Source organism: Plantactinospora sp. BB1, from assembly GCF_003030385.1.
GTDB lineage: Bacteria > Actinomycetota > Actinomycetes > Mycobacteriales > Micromonosporaceae > Plantactinospora.
In genome coordinates this window covers 6,626,586-6,641,863 of the sequence record NZ_CP028159.1, presented here as the reverse complement: position 1 = coordinate 6,641,863, position 15,278 = coordinate 6,626,586, and the positions used below count along the sequence as shown (strand labels likewise).

Below are 15,278 nucleotides of genomic sequence, written 5' to 3'. Positions count from 1 at the left end.
CTCAGACCGTGAACCCGGAGGACGGGGTACCGGCGGCGGTGTCCGGCCGGTGCAGCTCCCGGTCGGCGGCCGGGTCCACGGCCTCGGGCCGGCCACCGGCTCCGGTCGTACGCCCGGCGCGCTGGCCCGGGTCGTGCCGCCGGCCGCCGATGGTGATCGTCCGCCGACCCGGCCGGGGTGCCTTCGGCAGCGTAACGGTGAGCAGGCCGTGATCCATCACGGCGTCGATCCGCTCCGGGTCGACCGGTGCCGGCAGATGCACCCGGTGCTCGAAGGCCCGGGTCTGCGATCCGCTGCCGGCCATCCCGTGGTCCGCGTTGACCTCGGCCTCCGAGCGCGCCCGGATGCACAGCTCGCGGTCGTCGAGTTCCAGGGCGACCTCCTCCGGGGCCACCCCGGGCAGCCGGGCCACCACCGTCCAACCGTCGTCGCCCGGGGTCAGCTCGACCTCGGGCCGCCCGCCCCGGCCCCCGACCAGCGCGGAGCCGACCAGGCGGCCGAGTTCCGCACGGAGTGCCTGCAACTCCCCCAACGGATCCCAGCCACGGTCTCCGGTGCCACGTCCTGGCTCGTCCATGCCGCCGTCTTCCCTCCGTCGATCCCGCCACCCGTCGGATCCCAGCGCCGCCATCGAGCGGCGGCCCCCACCTCCGGTACCCGTCCTGCGGCCGGTCAACGCATCCAGGCGGGGGTCGCTTACCGCTCCTCGGCCGGCCGCTCACCGTTCCTCGGGGTCGGCCGGTCACCGCTCCTTGGGGGTCGGCCGGTCACCGCTCCTTGGGGGTCGGCCGGTCACCGCTCCTTGGGGGTCGGCCGGTCACCGCTCCTTGGGGGTCGGCCGGTCACCGCTCCTTGGGGCCGGCCGGTCACCGCTCCTTGGGGCGGTCCGCGGCTGCCGCCGCAGTGGTCCGGGGACGCAGCGAACTCGACGCGTTCAGGTCGGCGTCCGGGTCCACCCCGACGCCGAGCCGGTCCACCAGTTCGCCGCCGAACCAGGCGCCGAGCCCTGCACCGGCGACCGCCACCACCTCGATCGCGACCAGGGCACCGCCGGCCGCCCGGGTGTCCGCGGCCAGCCGTACCGCCCAGACCGCGGCGAAGAGCAGCAGCACGGCGATGTTGGTCGAGGCGTGCGCCACCCCCACCCGCTTGGCCCGGGTCCCAGCCGGTACGGCGAGCAGGTCCACCGCGCCGGCCATCGCCGCCAGTACCCCGCCGATCAGCCCGACCAGGATGTTCCAGTACGCCAGCTCGCCGAGGAACGCCGGACCACCGGCCACGTCGATGACGTCGAAGATCGTGGCGGACACGAAGAGGGCGATCGGGAACATCACCAGCATCGGATGGACCGGGTGCCCGAGCACCTTGACTCGGCTCTCCATCATCGTCGCCTCCCAGGCTCAGCGGATGCCGGCGCCGCAGCCGTCGTACCCGACGCAATCGGCATGCGTAGGTCGCGTCTACCCGCCGTACCCGAATTGTCCGCCCACTAACCCTCCGTGCCGGGGTGTTCCGCTATTTCGGGCCCGAACGGCCTGCCTGCGGGTGGTCGTCGATGCCGGTCGGCGTCTGCCCGCCAGCCGGCAACCAACAGAGCCGAGGGTTCGTCGGCGCGAGCCGGGTTGCGGCCACCACAACGGCGTCAACCGTCGTCGCAGGAGTCACGCCGGACTCGATGTCGCGTCCCTGGTCGCAATAGCCGCTCGTCGCACGCCGTACGGCTCGGCATGCTGATGAGGTCATCGGCGAACCGCTCGGCAACTCTGCCCGGTCCGCTCCGGCTCACCCGATCATCGTCCAGAGGACAAGCGCCTCGGGAGACCGGAAGTCCCGTCGTGCGGCCTGATCCGCCAGCTCTCCGTAGGTGAGCCCGAGTTCGTCAAGCTGACGTTCTACGAACGCGTCCCACTCCTGACGGGATGGCTTCCAGGTGCACGTCTGGTCCCGGTGTGCAGAAGGCGGAGTCATCCTGTTGACCTTCCAGGTAGGTTGCGGATCCTGGTTGGTGCTCGCTCGCTGATCATCTCGGCCGGCGACAGCGGCGGTGGCCGACACAATGAAGCGGTGCCCTGAACAGTTCGACCAGGGCACCGCTTCGACTGAGCCGCCTGACGGAATCGAACCGTCGACCTACGCATTACGAGTGCGTCGCTCTGACCGACTGAGCTAAGGCGGCAACGCCGGCAAGTGTACGACACCGGGCGCCGACCCGGCTCGGGGGTTTCCACCGGTGTGCCCGGGCAGACGACCGGAGCACCCGTCCCGGAGACGCCCGGTACGCCGTCCGGAACGGTCGGCAGGCGGACCTTGTCCGTGAGGCGTCCCGACTAGGCTGCCATCGATGACCGATCACCAGGCGCCGCCGATCCCGGCGCAGCCGGCGGCCCCACCCCGGCCGGGCAGCCTCGATCCGCGCGAACTCGGCTTCACCCCGCAGCGCCCGGTGCCCTGGCTGGCGCCGCTGCTGTTGATCAGCACCGGGCTGCGTACCCTGCTGGCGCTGCTCTTCGGCGCGTACCTGGACAAGCGGGAGTTGCAGAACTCGCTGCCCGGCACGGTGACCCGGCAGGTCGGCCCGGACGGCGACCTGTGGCTGGACTTCGTCGCCGACCTCGGCGACGGGTTCAACGCCACCTACTCGGTCGCCTACCTGCTCACCCGCCCCGAGTTGGAGGTCGACGGGCACCGGCTGCCGCGTGGCCAGATGCTGCTGATGGGCGGCGACCAGGTCTATCCGACGGCGAGCGGCGAGGCGTACGAGAACCGGTGCAAGGGCCCCTACCAGGCGGCCATGCCGCAGCCGCCGGCCGACGGTCCACCTCCGGCGCTCTACGCCGTCCCCGGCAACCACGACTGGTACGACGGTCTCACCGCCTTCCTCCGGCTCTTCGTCCGCTCCCGGGACGACAACGTCGGCGGCTGGCGTACCCCGCAGAGTCGTTCCTACTTCGCCGTCGAACTGCCGTCCGACTGGTGGCTGTTCGGGCTGGACGGGCAGTCCGGGGTCTATCTCGACGACCCGCAACTGCGCTACTTCGAGGAGGCGGCACAGCGGCTCACCGCCGAGTCCCGGGTGATCATCGCGGTGCCGGAACCGAGCTGGGTCAAGGCCGTCGACAAGCCCCACGAGTACGACACCATCGACTACTTCATCCGTACCGTGATCGCCCCGACCGGCGCCCGGGTCCGGCTGCTGCTCTCCGGCGACCTGCACCACTACGCGCGGTACACCGGACCGGACCGTGATCTGGTCACCTGCGGTGGCGGGGGCGCCTACCTCTACCCCACCCACAAGCTGCCGGGCCGCATCGAGGTGCCTCCGAAGGACACCCTGGTGCGACGGGCCAGCACCAGCCAGTCGTACGAGCTGGCCGGCCGCTATCCGGACGCCGCCCGCTCCCGCCGGTACGGCTGGGGCATCTTCGGCCGGCTACCGCTGCGCAACCCGGGCTTCGCCACCCTGCTCGGCGGGCTGCACACGCTGCTGATGCTGGCCATGGTCGGCGTGGCGGCTCCGCGCTCGGAGGCGACGGCGCAGCGGCTGTTCAGCATTCCGCTGGCCATCATGCTGATCGTCACGCTGGCCGGCGCGGTCTTCTTCGCCCAGCCGCCCAGCGCCGGCCGCAAACGACACGCCCGGCACTGGATTCTCGGACTCTGTCACGGCTTCGCGCACATCGGGCTGGCCGCCGCAGGCAGCTGGATCTGGCTCCAGTTCTTCTTCCACGCCTGGCCGTGGCCGCTGCCGGTGGTCGCCGCAGCGGTGGTCTACGGTCCGATCGCCGGGCTGGTGGCGACCCAGCTCACCGCGCTCTACCTGCTGGTCGCCGGCTTGTTCGGGGTCAATCTCAACGAACTCTTCGCGGGCCAGGGCATCGAGGACGCCAAGTGCTTTCTCCGGCTGCACATCGCCGCCGACGGTACCCTCACCGGCTATCCGGTCGCGGTCGACAGGATCTGCCGGCGTTGGCAGGCCGAGCCGGACGGTCACCCGACCGACGCATGGCTGACCCCGAAGCAGCCGCTGGCGTACCGGCTCGCCGAGGCTCCGTTCACGCTTCGTTGACCCGTCCCGCCGACGAGGGTGGGACGACGGGGCCGGCTGACGTCGTGTCGGGTGTCGGGTGTCGGGTGTCGGGTGTCGTCCATCCCGGGACTGTCGAGCTGCCCCACTTGCGCGCCCATCGTCCCCGGGCCGTCCGGTCGCGATCCCCCTGGCCGGTCGGCCCGCACCCCATGACGTCAAATGCCCGTCACGGCGTGCTACCACCAGCCGTCCGGCAACACCTGTTCTCCCGCGCCCCGTCTGCGCACCCAGCTCGACAGTCCCGCGACCAACCATCCTCCACCCGGCCGTCGGCATGCGCCCGACTTTGTACCCGTGCCGGCGCCCGGAGAGTCCCGGCCGAGCCACGCGGTCGAACGCAGCGGCGACCCGGTAGCGGCGCTACTCGGCCGACGCTGGGCGCGAGTCGTAGGCCCGGCGCGGGCCGCAGACCTCGGACAGGGCACACCGGCTGACGGAGCCGTCGGAGAGTTGTCGGACGGTCACCGTCTCACTCGGGACATGCCGGGACACGACCTTCGCCTGGCCAGCCGGCGTCTCGACCCTCTGCCCCGGGCTCGGATAGCTGCCGCTGTCGGCGTAGAGCGGATGCTCGTACTTCAAACAGCACATCAGCCGGCCGCAGGCGCCGGAGATGCGCAGCGGGTTGAGCGGCAACTCCTGGTCCTTGGCCATCCGGATGGTTACCGGCTCGAAGTCGTTCAGGAAGGTGGCGCAGCAGAGGTCACGCCCGCAGGAGCCGATGCCGCCCTGCACCCGCGCCGAGTCCCGGGCGGAGAGCTGACGAAGCTCGACCCGGCAGTGCAGGGTGGCGCCCAGGTCGCGGACCAGCGACCGGAAGTCGACCCGGTGCGGCGCCGTGAAGTAGATGGTGGTCCGGGACCCGCTCGAACCCCCGGCCGGTGTCGATTCGATGATGTGGTCCACGGCGACCACCTTCATCGGCAGGCCGTGCTCCCGGATCAGCCGCTTCGCGGCGACCTTCGCCTCGGCCTTCCGCTTGCGCAGCATCTCGTCGCGGCGCAGGTCCTCCTCGCCGGCCAGCCCTGCCAGCCGGGGAAAGCCGCTGGTGTCGTCGGAGACCCACTGCGCCGCCCAGACGCACTCCGCCACCTCGGTCCCCTCGTCGGTGGGGACCAGCACCCGGTCGCCGACCGCCGGACGCAGCTCGCCCGGGTCGAGGTAGTAGAGGCGGCCGTAACGGTTGAAGCTGACCGCGCACAGCATGCCCATGTGCTCACCCTACGACGGATCCGACCATCCGCTGAACCTCGTCCCGGGCCCGGGCGGTCAACGGCGGGCCGGCCGGCCTGGCCGCGTCAGAGGACGATCCGGCCACCGTCGGCACGTAGCACGGGGGCCTCCGAGGGGCGGTGTTCGAGGAGATCCAGCTCCGCCGCCCACCGCCGGGGCAGCGCCTCCGCCTGGTCGTACGCCTCGGCGACCGTGGCCAGGATCCGGGCGCCGATCTCGGCGGCGGCGGACTCGACCGGCAGCCCACCCGGCGGGACACCGGACGACGCCGGCCCGGATTCGCCGGTCCGGGCCGTCGTCACGGCGACCGCCTCCGCCGAGGCAAGCACGTCGGCGAGGGTACGGGCCAGCGCGTACCGGCTCTCGGCGATCCACCCGGCCACCGCCTCGGCGTACGCGGCCGTGGCGTCCGCCCGGCGGCTCAGCTCGGTCAGGTGCCCCGCCAGTCCACGGCGGTGTGCGGCGTACGCCTCGGCGGCCGGTCCCTGCCACGAGCCGCCGTCGGCCAGCACCGCCCCGGCCTCGTGGTAGGCCCGGCGCAGCTCCGCGTCCACCTCGGCAGCATCGGCCAGCGCTTCGGGCCGCAGCCCGAGCATCGCCCGCACGGCGTCACCGGGGAGCACCCGGAGTCGGCGCAGCAGCGGCCAGATCCGGTGCCGGTCGGGCGCACCGGCGGCGGCGAGCAGGTCGTCGACCCGCCCGGAGAGCGCGACGGCGGGCTCGGCGAGCTGGTCGAGTACGTCCATCACGTCTCCGCCGGCCGTCGACGGTACGCCGCCGTGTCGCTGTCGGCGTACGCCGTCTCGGCGACCCGCAGCGCGGTGCCGGTGTCGGTGAGCCGCTCCGCCGTGGCCAGCAGTTCCCGGGTCCGATTGTCGAGTGCGGTGGACCACTGCCGGTGCAGGATCGCACCGATCTCACCGAGCCGCCCCGGCCCGTCGGCACCGAAGGCACCAGCGTCCGGCCCGGTGTACGGCAGTCGGCGGGCGAGGTCGGCGAGATCGCCAGCGGCGGTGTCGAGCCGGCCGGCGAGGTCCCGTAGGCGGTCCACTCAGGCCTCCGTCAGCCGGCGGTACTCGCCGAACGTCTCGGTGTAGAGCTTCTCCCGGGCCCACCGGGCGGCGTCGTCGGCGGCCGTGATGGCGGCCCGGATCGACCGGGCCAGGTCCGGGCCGGTACGCACCTGCGGTGCGCCCAGGAACCGCACGTCGTCGACCGACCCGTCGGCGGTGACGACCAGCTCGACCAGCCCGTCCGGGGAGCGGACGGTGACCTGCACCCGCCGGATCGCCTCGTCGAACTCGGCCTGTAGCGCCTCGATGCGCCGATAGCGCTCGATCGCCTCCTCGACCCAGGACTGGTCGATCTCCCGCGTCACCGGCAGGTCCCTCCCGCTTCCCGATGCCCGCTGGCCATGGCGAAGCCCCGCAGATCGGCTCACCGTATGTACCACCGTCGCTGCGTTACGGCACCGAACCGTACCGGGCGACCCACCCGAAGGGAACCCTTCGCCCCAAGATCTCCCTGATCAGGACAGAAGTTCCAGCGGTACGGCGCTCGGCGGCCGGCCGCGGACCACGCCGCTCAGCCGCGCCAGAGGGCGAGCATCATCGCCTCGACGGCGATCCGTGGCTTGACGTTGGTCTCGATCGCCGTACGACAGTCGAGTATCGCCTCCAGCCTGCGCAGGGTGGCCTCGGCACTCCACTTCCCGGCGGCCGTGCTGGCCATCTGGGCGACGTCGGTGTGCACCGGCTGGACCGGGGCGCGCAGCGAGACGGTGAGTACGTCCCGGTAGAACCCGGCCAGGTCGACCAGTGCCCGGTCCAGCGCGTCCCGCTGGGCCCGGGTGGCCCGGGACTTCTGCCGGCGTTCGAGGTCCTTGAGCTGCCCGGCGGCGCCCCGGATCGCGCCCGCCGCGCCCCGCCCGGTCCCCCCGGCGCCGAGCGCGGTCTCCAGCGCGGCCCGCTCGGTCGCGTCGGCGTCGGCCACCGCTGCCGCCGCCTCGGCCTCGGCCGCCTCGATCAGCGCGGAGGCGGCGTCGAAGCAGGCACCGACGCCGGTCAGTTTGCGCGGCAGGGCCAGGACGGCCTCCCGCCGCTTGCGCGCCTCCGGGTCCCGGGCCAGCCGGCGGGCCCGGCCGACGTGCCCCTGGGCCGCCGCTGCCGCCCAGGCCGCCACGTCGGGCGCGATGCCGTCCCGGTCCCGGAGTACGGCCGCCACCGCCTCGGCCGGCGGCTGGCGCAGCGTCACCACCCGGCACCGGGAACGGATGGTCACCGAGATGTCGTCCGGGTGCGTCGAGGGGGTGCAGAGCAGGAAGACGGTACGCGGCGGCGGCTCCTCGATCGCCTTGAGCAGCGCGTTGCCGGCCGCCTCGGTGAGCCGGTCGGCGTCTTCGATGACGAGTACCTGCCAGCGTCCCCCGCTCGGCGTGCTGGCCGCCCGCAGCACCAGGGCCCGCATCTCGCCGACCCCGATGGAGAGCCCCTCGGGCACCACGAACCGTACGTCGGCGTGGGTACCGGCGAGCGTCGTGTGGCAGCCGGCGCACTCGCCGCAGCCGATGCCCCGGTGACATTGCAGTGCCGCCGCGAACGCCCGGGCCGCGACCGACCGCCCGGAGCCGGGTGGTCCGGTGAAGATCCAGGCGTGCGTCATCGCACTTCCGGCGCCGGCCGGCTGCTCGGTATCGGCGGCCCGGTCGCCCCCGACCGCCGGATCGGCCGGGTCCGCGCCGTCGGCGGAGACCGCCTCGGCGGTCGCGGCGGCCCGGATCGTCTCCGCTGCGGCGGCGGCCCGGCGGAGCAGGTCGACCGCCTCGGGCTGGCCCACCAGGTCGGCGAAGACCTCGGGCATCAGGGGCGCCGTTCGAGTTCGAAGCCGCCCGTCGTGTCACCGGTGCGGTCGGGTCCGACCTGGCCCGGCCCGACCTGGCCCGACCCGGTCCGGCCCGACCCGGTGGCGACCGGCAGGTCCGGCCGGGCCCGCGAGCCGGCCTCGGGTGCGGCCTCAGCCTCCGTTTCGGTCCGCGATTCCGCCAGCGCCCGCAGCTCGGCGTCGGATAACTCCGGTCGGGCCGAGGTGTCCGGCGGGCTCGCCGGTGCCGGATGGCCGTTCGTGTCCGGGTCGGCGAGCATCCCGGTGACCCGCTCGGCCACCGCCGCCGCCAGTTCGTCGGCCGGCCGGGAGGCGTCGAGCACCAGGTAGCGCTTGGGGTCGGCGGCGGCCAGGTCGAGGAAGGCGTACCGGACCCGGTCGTGGAAGTCCATCGACTCGGTCTCCACCACGTCGGGGTCGCCACCCCGGGCGGTCACCCGGGCCAGCCCGGTCCGGGGCTCGATGTCGAGCAGTACCACCAGGTCGGGCTTGAGGCCGCCGGTGGCCCAGGAGGAGAGCCAGGAGACCTCCTCGACCGGCAGGGTCCGGCCGGCGCCCTGGTAGGCGAGGGACGAGTCGACGTACCGGTCACTGATCACCACCGCGCCCCGGGCCAGTGCCGGGCGGACCACCGTGGCGACGTGGTGTGCCCGGTCGGCGGCGTAGAGCAGCGCCTCCGCCCGGGGGGCGAGCGCGTCCGGGCCGCTGGTCCCGCCGAGCACGAGGCCGCGGATCTGCTCCCCGACCCCGGTCGCGCCCGGCTCCCGGGTCACCACCACCTCGTGCTGCTGCCGGCGCAGCGCCTCGGCCAGCCTGGCCACCTGGGTCGACTTGCCGGCGCCCTCACCGCCCTCGAAGACCACGAAGGCTCCGGTCGAGGCGAACGGCTCGGCCGGGAAGAGCGGACGCCCCCGGATCGAACCCCAGAGGTCGGAGAGGACCGGTACGCCCGGCTTGTCGTCCATCTGGCGGAACGCCTTGATCCCGGTGAGGATGCCGGCCACTCCGGCGACCAGCAGCAGCAGTCGGGTCGAGGAGACCGAGATGCCCAGGTCGGCGATGCGCAGTTGCCGGGAGCCGCCGACGCCGACCAGCAGGCTGCTCACCGAGATCGCCAGGATCAGCACCAGCCGGGTCCCGGTCTGCACCACGGCGAAGACCCGGCCGCGTACCTCGTCGGCGATCTCCCCGCCGAGCAGCGTCGTACCGGAGAGGAAGGCCATCCCGGCGCCCGCGCCGACCAGTACCGCGCCGAGGATCGCCATGGAGAGGTGGATGGAGCCGGCGAGTACCAGCACCGAGGCGCTGGCCAGCACGATGCTCATGCCGAACCAGCGGCGCCGGGACATCTCCCGGACGACCATCGGCCCGAGCCCGATGCCGAGCGAGAGGCCGAGGAAGATCGAGCCGAAGAGCAGGTAGAACGCCGCGTCACCGGCAGCCAGCGACTTGGTGAAGAAGTTCGCCGTACCGATCACCACGCCGCCACCGGCGAAGGCGCCGAAGATGCCGAGCACCAGGCCACGGACCAGCGGGGTCTTGCCGATGAACCGCCAGCCGTCGACGAACTGGCGCAGCACGCTCTGTTCGGCCTCGCCGACGCTCTCCCGGCGGCGACCGCTGCGACCGCTGATCTCCCGGATGCCGAAGAAGACCACCAGAGCGGTGGCCAGCCGGCTCAGCGAGTTGAAGTAGAGAGCCAACTGGGTCGGGTCGGCCCAGCCGGGCGGCGGACCGCTGGAGGCCGCCCGGATGCTCCGGTCCAGTACGGCGATGCTGACCGCGGCGAGCACCGGAGTGAGCCCGTACGTGGTGATCAGCGTCAGCTGGTTGGCCATCTCCAGCCGGGACCGGGGGATCAGGTTCGGGACCGCGGCCTCCTTGGCCGGGATCCAGATCAGCGTGATCGCCTCGATCAGGAAGGTGGCGATCGCCGCCCAGCCGACCACCAGGCCACCGCCGACGTCCAGCAGGGCGGCGAGCGGGATCGAGGCGAAGAGCACGAACCGCAGCAGGTCGCAGATGACCATGGTCAGGCGCCGGTCGAACCGGTCGGCGAGCACTCCGGCGACCGGGCCGAGCAGCAGGGCCGGGAGCAGCCGGACCGCGATCACGGCACCGAAGGCGAGACCCTTCGCGGTGTCCCCGGTGACCTGGCTGGACGCGAAGATCGAGGTGGCCAGCAGGCCGAGCCAGTCGCCGAACGAGGCGGCGCCGAGCACCAGCCAGAGCCGGCGGAACGGGCGGATCCGCATGACCGAGCGGAGCGCCTGGTAGCCGGTCCGGTCGACCGGGCTGGCGGCGGCGGGTGGCGTGGGTGTACCGGGCGGCGACTGCGCTGTGCGCTCCGCGCTCCTGTCGTTGTCGTCGATGGCCGTACCCCTCCACGCCCCGGCCCATGGCTGGGCTCCCCCGACCACACTCTAATCGCGGTACGGATCCGCCCCGACCCCGACATTCCCCGGAGCCGGAGCCTAGGGGTAGCTCGCGGATCTTGGGGCGGTCCGCGTCGCGCCCCTACGGTCCGGACAGGCCACGCCGGAGGACCGGACACGCCACGCCGGAAGACACGAGACAGTTTCGCATTATCGCCGCGGGGGTTAGCGTGCTCGAATGGCCACCGAACGCGACCTGCTGCGTCGACGTCTCGACCGGGCGACGGCGGATCTCGAACCTCCCTTCGCCGTGGTCGACCTCGACGCGTTCGACGCCAACGCCGGCGCGCTGACCGGTCAGGCCGGTGGCAAGCCGCTGCGGGTCGCCAGCAAGTCGCTGCGCTGCCGGGCCCTGCTCGGCCGGGCGCTGGCCGGGCCCGGCTGGGGCGGTGTGATGACGTACACCCTGGCCGAGGCGATCTGGCTGGTCCGCAGTGGCGTGACCGACGACGTGCTGCTCGGCTACCCGACCACCGACCGGCAGGCGCTGGCCCAACTCGCCGCCGACCCGGAACTGGCCGCCAAGATATGTCTGATGGTGGACAGTTCCGCCCAACTCGACCTGGTCGACGCGGTCGCCGCCGCCGGCTCCCGGGCGGAGATCCGGATCTGCCTCGACCTGGACGCGTCCTGGCGCCCGCTGGCCGACACCTTCGGTGGCCGGCTGCACATCGGCACCCGCCGCTCACCGGTGCACTCGGCGGACGACGCCGGCAGGCTGGCCGGCACGATCGCGCAGCGGCCGGGCTTCCGGCTGGTCGGCCTGATGGCGTACGAGGCACAGATCGCCGGGCTCGGCGACGCACCGCCCCGGCAGGCCGTCCGGGGCGCCACCATCCGGCTGCTGCAACGGCGGTCGTACCGGGAACTGGTGCAGCGCCGCGCGGCGGCGGTCGCGGCGGTACGCGAGCACGCCGACCTGGAGTTCGTCAACGGCGGCGGTACCGGCAGCATCGCGCTGACCGCGGCGGACCCGGCGGTAACCGAGATCACCGCCGGGTCGGGCCTGTACGGGCCGACGCTCTTCGACGCCTACCGGAGCTGGCGGCCCCGCCCGGCGGCGTTCTTCGCGCTGTCGGTGGTCCGCCGTCCCGCCGCCAGGGTGGTGACCCTGCTCGGCGGGGGTTGGGTGGCGTCCGGGCCGGCCGACCCGACCCGGCTGCCCACCCCGTGGCTGCCGCCGGGTCTGCGGCTGACCGGCACCGAGGGCGCCGGGGAGGTGCAGACCCCGGTGGCCGGAGCCGCCGCCGAGTCGCTGCGGGTCGGCGACCGGGTCTGGTTCCGGCACGCCAAGGCCGGCGAGCTGGCCGAACATGTCGGAGAACTGCACCTGGTGGAGTCGGACCGGGTCGTGGGCACGGTTCCGACCTATCGCGGCGAGGGCCGGGCCTTCCTCTGAGCGCGTACCCGGGCCGGCCGCGGACGGGCTGGCGGCCCGCTAACCGGCTGCGGGCGCGGCGTCGACGTGCCGGTGCAGGTACTCCCGGATCAGCGCGGTCGCCTCGGTCAGCACCTTCTCGTCGCCCTCCGGATCGCGCCGGAAGGCCAGTTTGATCAACGCGTCGGCGGCCTCGACCGCGATCTCCAGCGCGAAGCGCAGCCGGGGCGCGTCGGCGGTGCCGAACTGCTCGACCAGCACCCGGGCCAACTGTTCGGCGATGACGCCGTTGTTGTCCCGGTCCTCGTCGAGCAGGTGCACGTCGACGACGTCGCCGAAGTGCAGGGTACGGAAGCCGGGCACCCTCCGGTGCATCGTGATGTACTCGTCGATCGCGGCGTCGACCCCGTCCCACCAGTGGGTCAGGTCGCCCCGGGAGAAGCGGTCGCTGAGCCGCTCCAGGTACGCCTCCATGTTGCGCAGGGTCAGTGCCTGCACGATCGCTCGCTTGTCCGGGAAGAACTGGTACACCGACCCGATGGCCACTCCGGCGCGCTCGGCGAGCAGGGTCGTGGTCAGCCCCTCGTAGCCGACCTCGTCGACTATCTCGGCACAGGCGTCGAGCATGCGCTGGACCCGGGCGACGCTGCGGCCCTGCACCGGTACGCGGCGCAGTGGACCGGATGTGGCGGTTGACGTGGACACTCGTCGCCACTCCCTTTCGACGGGGTGAAGGTTACTAGGCGTCACGGTTTCGAAACGCTATCCGGACTAACGAGCCGAACGGATATCGGTATTTACTCGCCGTGACGATCCTGATTTACTCGCCCTGGTACACCTTGACGCGAGTCTAATTCATATTTGTCCATTGGCGACCTGGTCAGAGCCGGCGGAGGTCAGATGAGCGGACGTACCGCACCACCCGGAGCCGCCTCCTCCTGGTCCAACTGGGCCGGCAACCAGCGCGCCACCGGCGACGCGCTGCGACCGTCGACCGTGGACGAGATCGTCGCCACGGTCCAGGCCGCCCGAGCTGCCGGCCGGCGGATCAAGCCGGTCGGCAGCGGCCACTCCTTCACCGCGATCGCCCGCCCCGACGACCAGCGGGTCGATCTCACCGCGCTGGCCGGACAGGTCCGGGTCGATCCCGGCCATCGGCTGATCACCGTACCGGCTGGTGTCACCCTGCACGCGCTCAATGAGGTGCTCGCCGGACACGATTTGGCCCTGGCCAATCTCGGCGACATCGACGCACAGACGATCGCCGGGGCGATCTCCACCGGTACCCACGGCACCGGCGCCGGCTACGGCTGCCTCTCCACCTTCGTCGCCGGGCTCACCCTGGTCACCGGCACCGGCGAGCTGCTGGAGTGCTCCGCCGACCGGAACGCCGACGTCTTCGCGGCGGCCCGGGTCGGGCTCGGTGCCCTCGGCGTGCTCACCGAGGTGACCCTGAACTGCGTCGACGCCTTCGTACTCCGCGCCGACGAGCGCCCGGCCCCGCTGCCCGAGGTCCTCGCCGAGCTGCCCGAACTGGTCGCCGGCAACGACCACTTCGAGTTCTACTGGTTCCCGTACACCGACCGGGTGCAGGTGAAGGTCAACAACCGGGTACCCGTCGACGACCGGCCACTGCCCCGGTTCCGGAGCTGGCTCGACGACGACTTCCTGGCCAACTCCGTCTTCGCCGGAGCCTGCCGGCTCGGCCGGGCCGCCCCGGCCCTGGTGCCGACCATCTCCGCCGTCTCCGCCCGGGCGCTCACCGCGCGCAGCTACACCGCCCGCTCCGACCGGGTCTTCTGCACCCCGCGCCGGGTCCGGTTCGAGGAGATGGAGTACGCCCTGCCCCGGGCCGCCCTGCCGGAGGCGCTGGCCGGGCTGCGCCGGATCATCGACGAGCTGCCGTTCCGGGTGCTCTTCCCGGTCGAGGTCCGGTTCACCGCCCCGGACGACATCTGGCTCTCGCACGGCCACGGGCGCGAGTCGGCGTACGTGGCGATCCACCAGTACGCCGGGATGCCCGCCGAGGCGTACTTCCGGGCCTTCGAGCGGATCGCCACCGAGCTGGGCGGCCGGCCGCACTGGGGCAAGCTGCACTACCGGGACGCCGAGTCGCTGCGCCCGGCGTACCCCCGGTTCGCCGACTTCCTGGCCGTGCGCGACCGGCTCGACCCGGACCGGGTCTTCGCGAACTCCTACACCGAGCAGGTGCTCGGGGCCTGACCGGGGCGGCGGAAACCGTTCGGCCCCGGCCCGGGCGATGCCGTATACAGGGCCGGTGACGAGCCACCTGCCACGGCTACGGCCCTACTCCGACGTCGACCTGCCCCGCCTGTCGCGGACCTTCGCGGCCTGGATCGCCGAGGCCGGCAGGTGCGGATACGACCACGTCGGCGAGGTGCCGCACCGGATCTACGAGAACCTGCGGGGCCGGCCGGTCGGCGAGCTGGTCCAGCTCTGGGAGGCCGGCGACGAGATCGTCGGGCTGGGGATCAACCTGCGCTTCGGTGCCGCGTTCGACGTCTTCTGCGCGCCCGCGCTGCGCGGCACCGCCGCCGAGATGGCGATGCTCCGGACGGCGTACGAGACCACCGCCCGGGCGATGACCGCCGACCCCGTCACCGAGCCGTACGTGCTGACCGACGTCTTCGACTGCGACACCACCCGGATCCGACTGCTCGGCGAACTCGGGTTCGCGCGGTTCCGCACCTGGGACGACGTCACCGTCCGGGAACTCGCCGACCCGCTCGCCGACCCGCTCGCCGACCCGCTCGACGAGCCGGTCGCGCCGGAGGGCTTCGTGCTGCGTACCGCCCGGCTGGCCGACGCCGACGGCCTGGCCCGGGCCCGCAACTCCGCGTTCGAGGCGGACTGGACCGCCGAGCTGTACCGCTCGGCGGTGATGACCAGGCCCGGCTACTCCCCGGAACGGGAGATCGTCGCCGAGGCACCGGACGGGCGGATCGCCGCCTTCGCCGTCTACTGGCTCGACCGGCACAACCGGGTCGGCCACTTCGAGCCGGTCGGCACGCACCGGGACTTCCATCGGCGCGGGCTGGCCCGGGCGGTGATGCTGACCGCGATGCACCGGATGCGGGCCGCCGGGATGGCGACGGTGACCGTCAACTACAACGCGGACAACCTGCCGGCGCAGCGGCTCTACGCCGGCCTCGGCTTCCGCCGCGAGCACCAGACGTACGGCTTCCGCCGCCCCCGTACGGCGGCGGGTCAAGATTCTTGTTGATTCGTGGCGCGTAGCGAACCA

Annotated in this window: 13 protein-coding genes and 1 tRNA gene; 4 read left to right on the top strand and 10 right to left on the bottom strand. The window is 72.8% G+C overall.

The features are described from left to right. Window position 1: 1 nt before the first annotated feature. From C6W10_RS28960 to C6W10_RS28950, 3 genes are all read right to left on the bottom strand, one after another. The gene (locus C6W10_RS28960) at window positions 2–577 is read right to left on the bottom strand and encodes an Hsp20/alpha crystallin family protein (protein ID WP_107262265.1); all 576 of its coding nucleotides are present in this window, start codon (window positions 575–577) and stop codon (window positions 2–4) included. Window positions 578–866: 289 nt separating this feature from the next. Next, the gene (locus C6W10_RS28955; RefSeq protein WP_107262263.1) at window positions 867–1,382 is read right to left on the bottom strand and encodes a DUF2231 domain-containing protein; all 516 of its coding nucleotides are present in this window, start codon (window positions 1,380–1,382) and stop codon (window positions 867–869) included. A 720-nt stretch (window positions 1,383–2,102) separates the two neighbouring features. Continuing rightward, window positions 2,103–2,176: transfer RNA gene (locus tag C6W10_RS28950), tRNA-Thr, on the bottom strand. Window positions 2,177–2,341: 165 nt separating this feature from the next. Between C6W10_RS28950 and C6W10_RS28945 the strand changes: the two genes are divergently transcribed. Further along, complete coding sequence (locus C6W10_RS28945; RefSeq protein ID WP_107262261.1) at window positions 2,342–4,066, top strand: metallophosphoesterase; 1,725 nt, start codon at window positions 2,342–2,344, stop codon at window positions 4,064–4,066. A 381-nt stretch (window positions 4,067–4,447) separates the two neighbouring features. On the opposite strand, the gene C6W10_RS28940 is transcribed toward C6W10_RS28945, so the two are convergent. From C6W10_RS28940 to tmk, 6 genes are all read right to left on the bottom strand, one after another. Next, window positions 4,448–5,299: a regulatory iron-sulfur-containing complex subunit RicT gene (locus C6W10_RS28940; protein WP_107262259.1), complete on the bottom strand. Its 852-nt coding sequence runs from the start codon at window positions 5,297–5,299 to the stop codon at window positions 4,448–4,450. Between the two features lie 86 nt (window positions 5,300–5,385). Further along, window positions 5,386–6,066 (bottom strand): hypothetical protein, encoded by a 681-nt coding sequence (locus C6W10_RS28935; protein WP_107262257.1) that lies wholly within the window; start codon window positions 6,064–6,066, stop codon window positions 5,386–5,388. Further along, entirely contained in the window at window positions 6,066–6,371 is a 306-nt protein-coding gene (locus C6W10_RS28930) for a hypothetical protein (RefSeq protein WP_107262256.1), read from the bottom strand. The genes C6W10_RS28935 and C6W10_RS28930 overlap by 1 nt, the downstream gene beginning before the upstream one ends. Next, on the bottom strand, window positions 6,372–6,698 hold the full coding sequence (locus C6W10_RS28925; RefSeq protein WP_107262254.1) for a YbaB/EbfC family nucleoid-associated protein: 327 nt from the start codon (window positions 6,696–6,698) through the stop codon (window positions 6,372–6,374). 206 nt (window positions 6,699–6,904) lie between these two features. Next, on the bottom strand, window positions 6,905–8,179 hold the full coding sequence (locus C6W10_RS28920; RefSeq protein ID WP_107262252.1) for a DNA polymerase III subunit delta': 1,275 nt from the start codon (window positions 8,177–8,179) through the stop codon (window positions 6,905–6,907). Beyond that, window positions 8,179–10,422, bottom strand: a complete 2,244-nt coding sequence (gene tmk / locus C6W10_RS28915; RefSeq protein WP_234361966.1) for a dTMP kinase — start codon at window positions 10,420–10,422, stop codon at window positions 8,179–8,181. Before tmk ends, C6W10_RS28920 begins: the two co-directional genes overlap by 1 nt. Window positions 10,423–10,813: 391 nt before the next feature. Here tmk and C6W10_RS28910 point away from each other — a divergent pair, with 391 nt between their 5' ends. Next, on the top strand, window positions 10,814–12,034 hold the full coding sequence (locus tag C6W10_RS28910) for an amino acid deaminase/aldolase (RefSeq protein ID WP_107262248.1): 1,221 nt from the start codon (window positions 10,814–10,816) through the stop codon (window positions 12,032–12,034). Window positions 12,035–12,073: 39 nt separating this feature from the next. Here the strand turns inward: C6W10_RS28910 and C6W10_RS28905 are convergent, their stop codons facing one another. Beyond that, on the bottom strand, window positions 12,074–12,718 hold the full coding sequence (locus C6W10_RS28905) for a TetR family transcriptional regulator (protein ID WP_234361468.1): 645 nt from the start codon (window positions 12,716–12,718) through the stop codon (window positions 12,074–12,076). A 195-nt stretch (window positions 12,719–12,913) separates the two neighbouring features. Between C6W10_RS28905 and C6W10_RS28900 the strand changes: the two genes are divergently transcribed. Continuing rightward, a complete protein-coding gene (locus C6W10_RS28900) occupies window positions 12,914–14,236 on the top strand; it encodes a D-arabinono-1,4-lactone oxidase (protein WP_107262246.1) in 1,323 nt (440 codons plus the stop codon). 55 nt (window positions 14,237–14,291) lie between these two features. Beyond that, entirely contained in the window at window positions 14,292–15,257 is a 966-nt protein-coding gene (locus tag C6W10_RS28895) for a GNAT family N-acetyltransferase (RefSeq protein WP_159104797.1), read from the top strand. Window positions 15,258–15,278 lie beyond the last annotated feature (21 nt).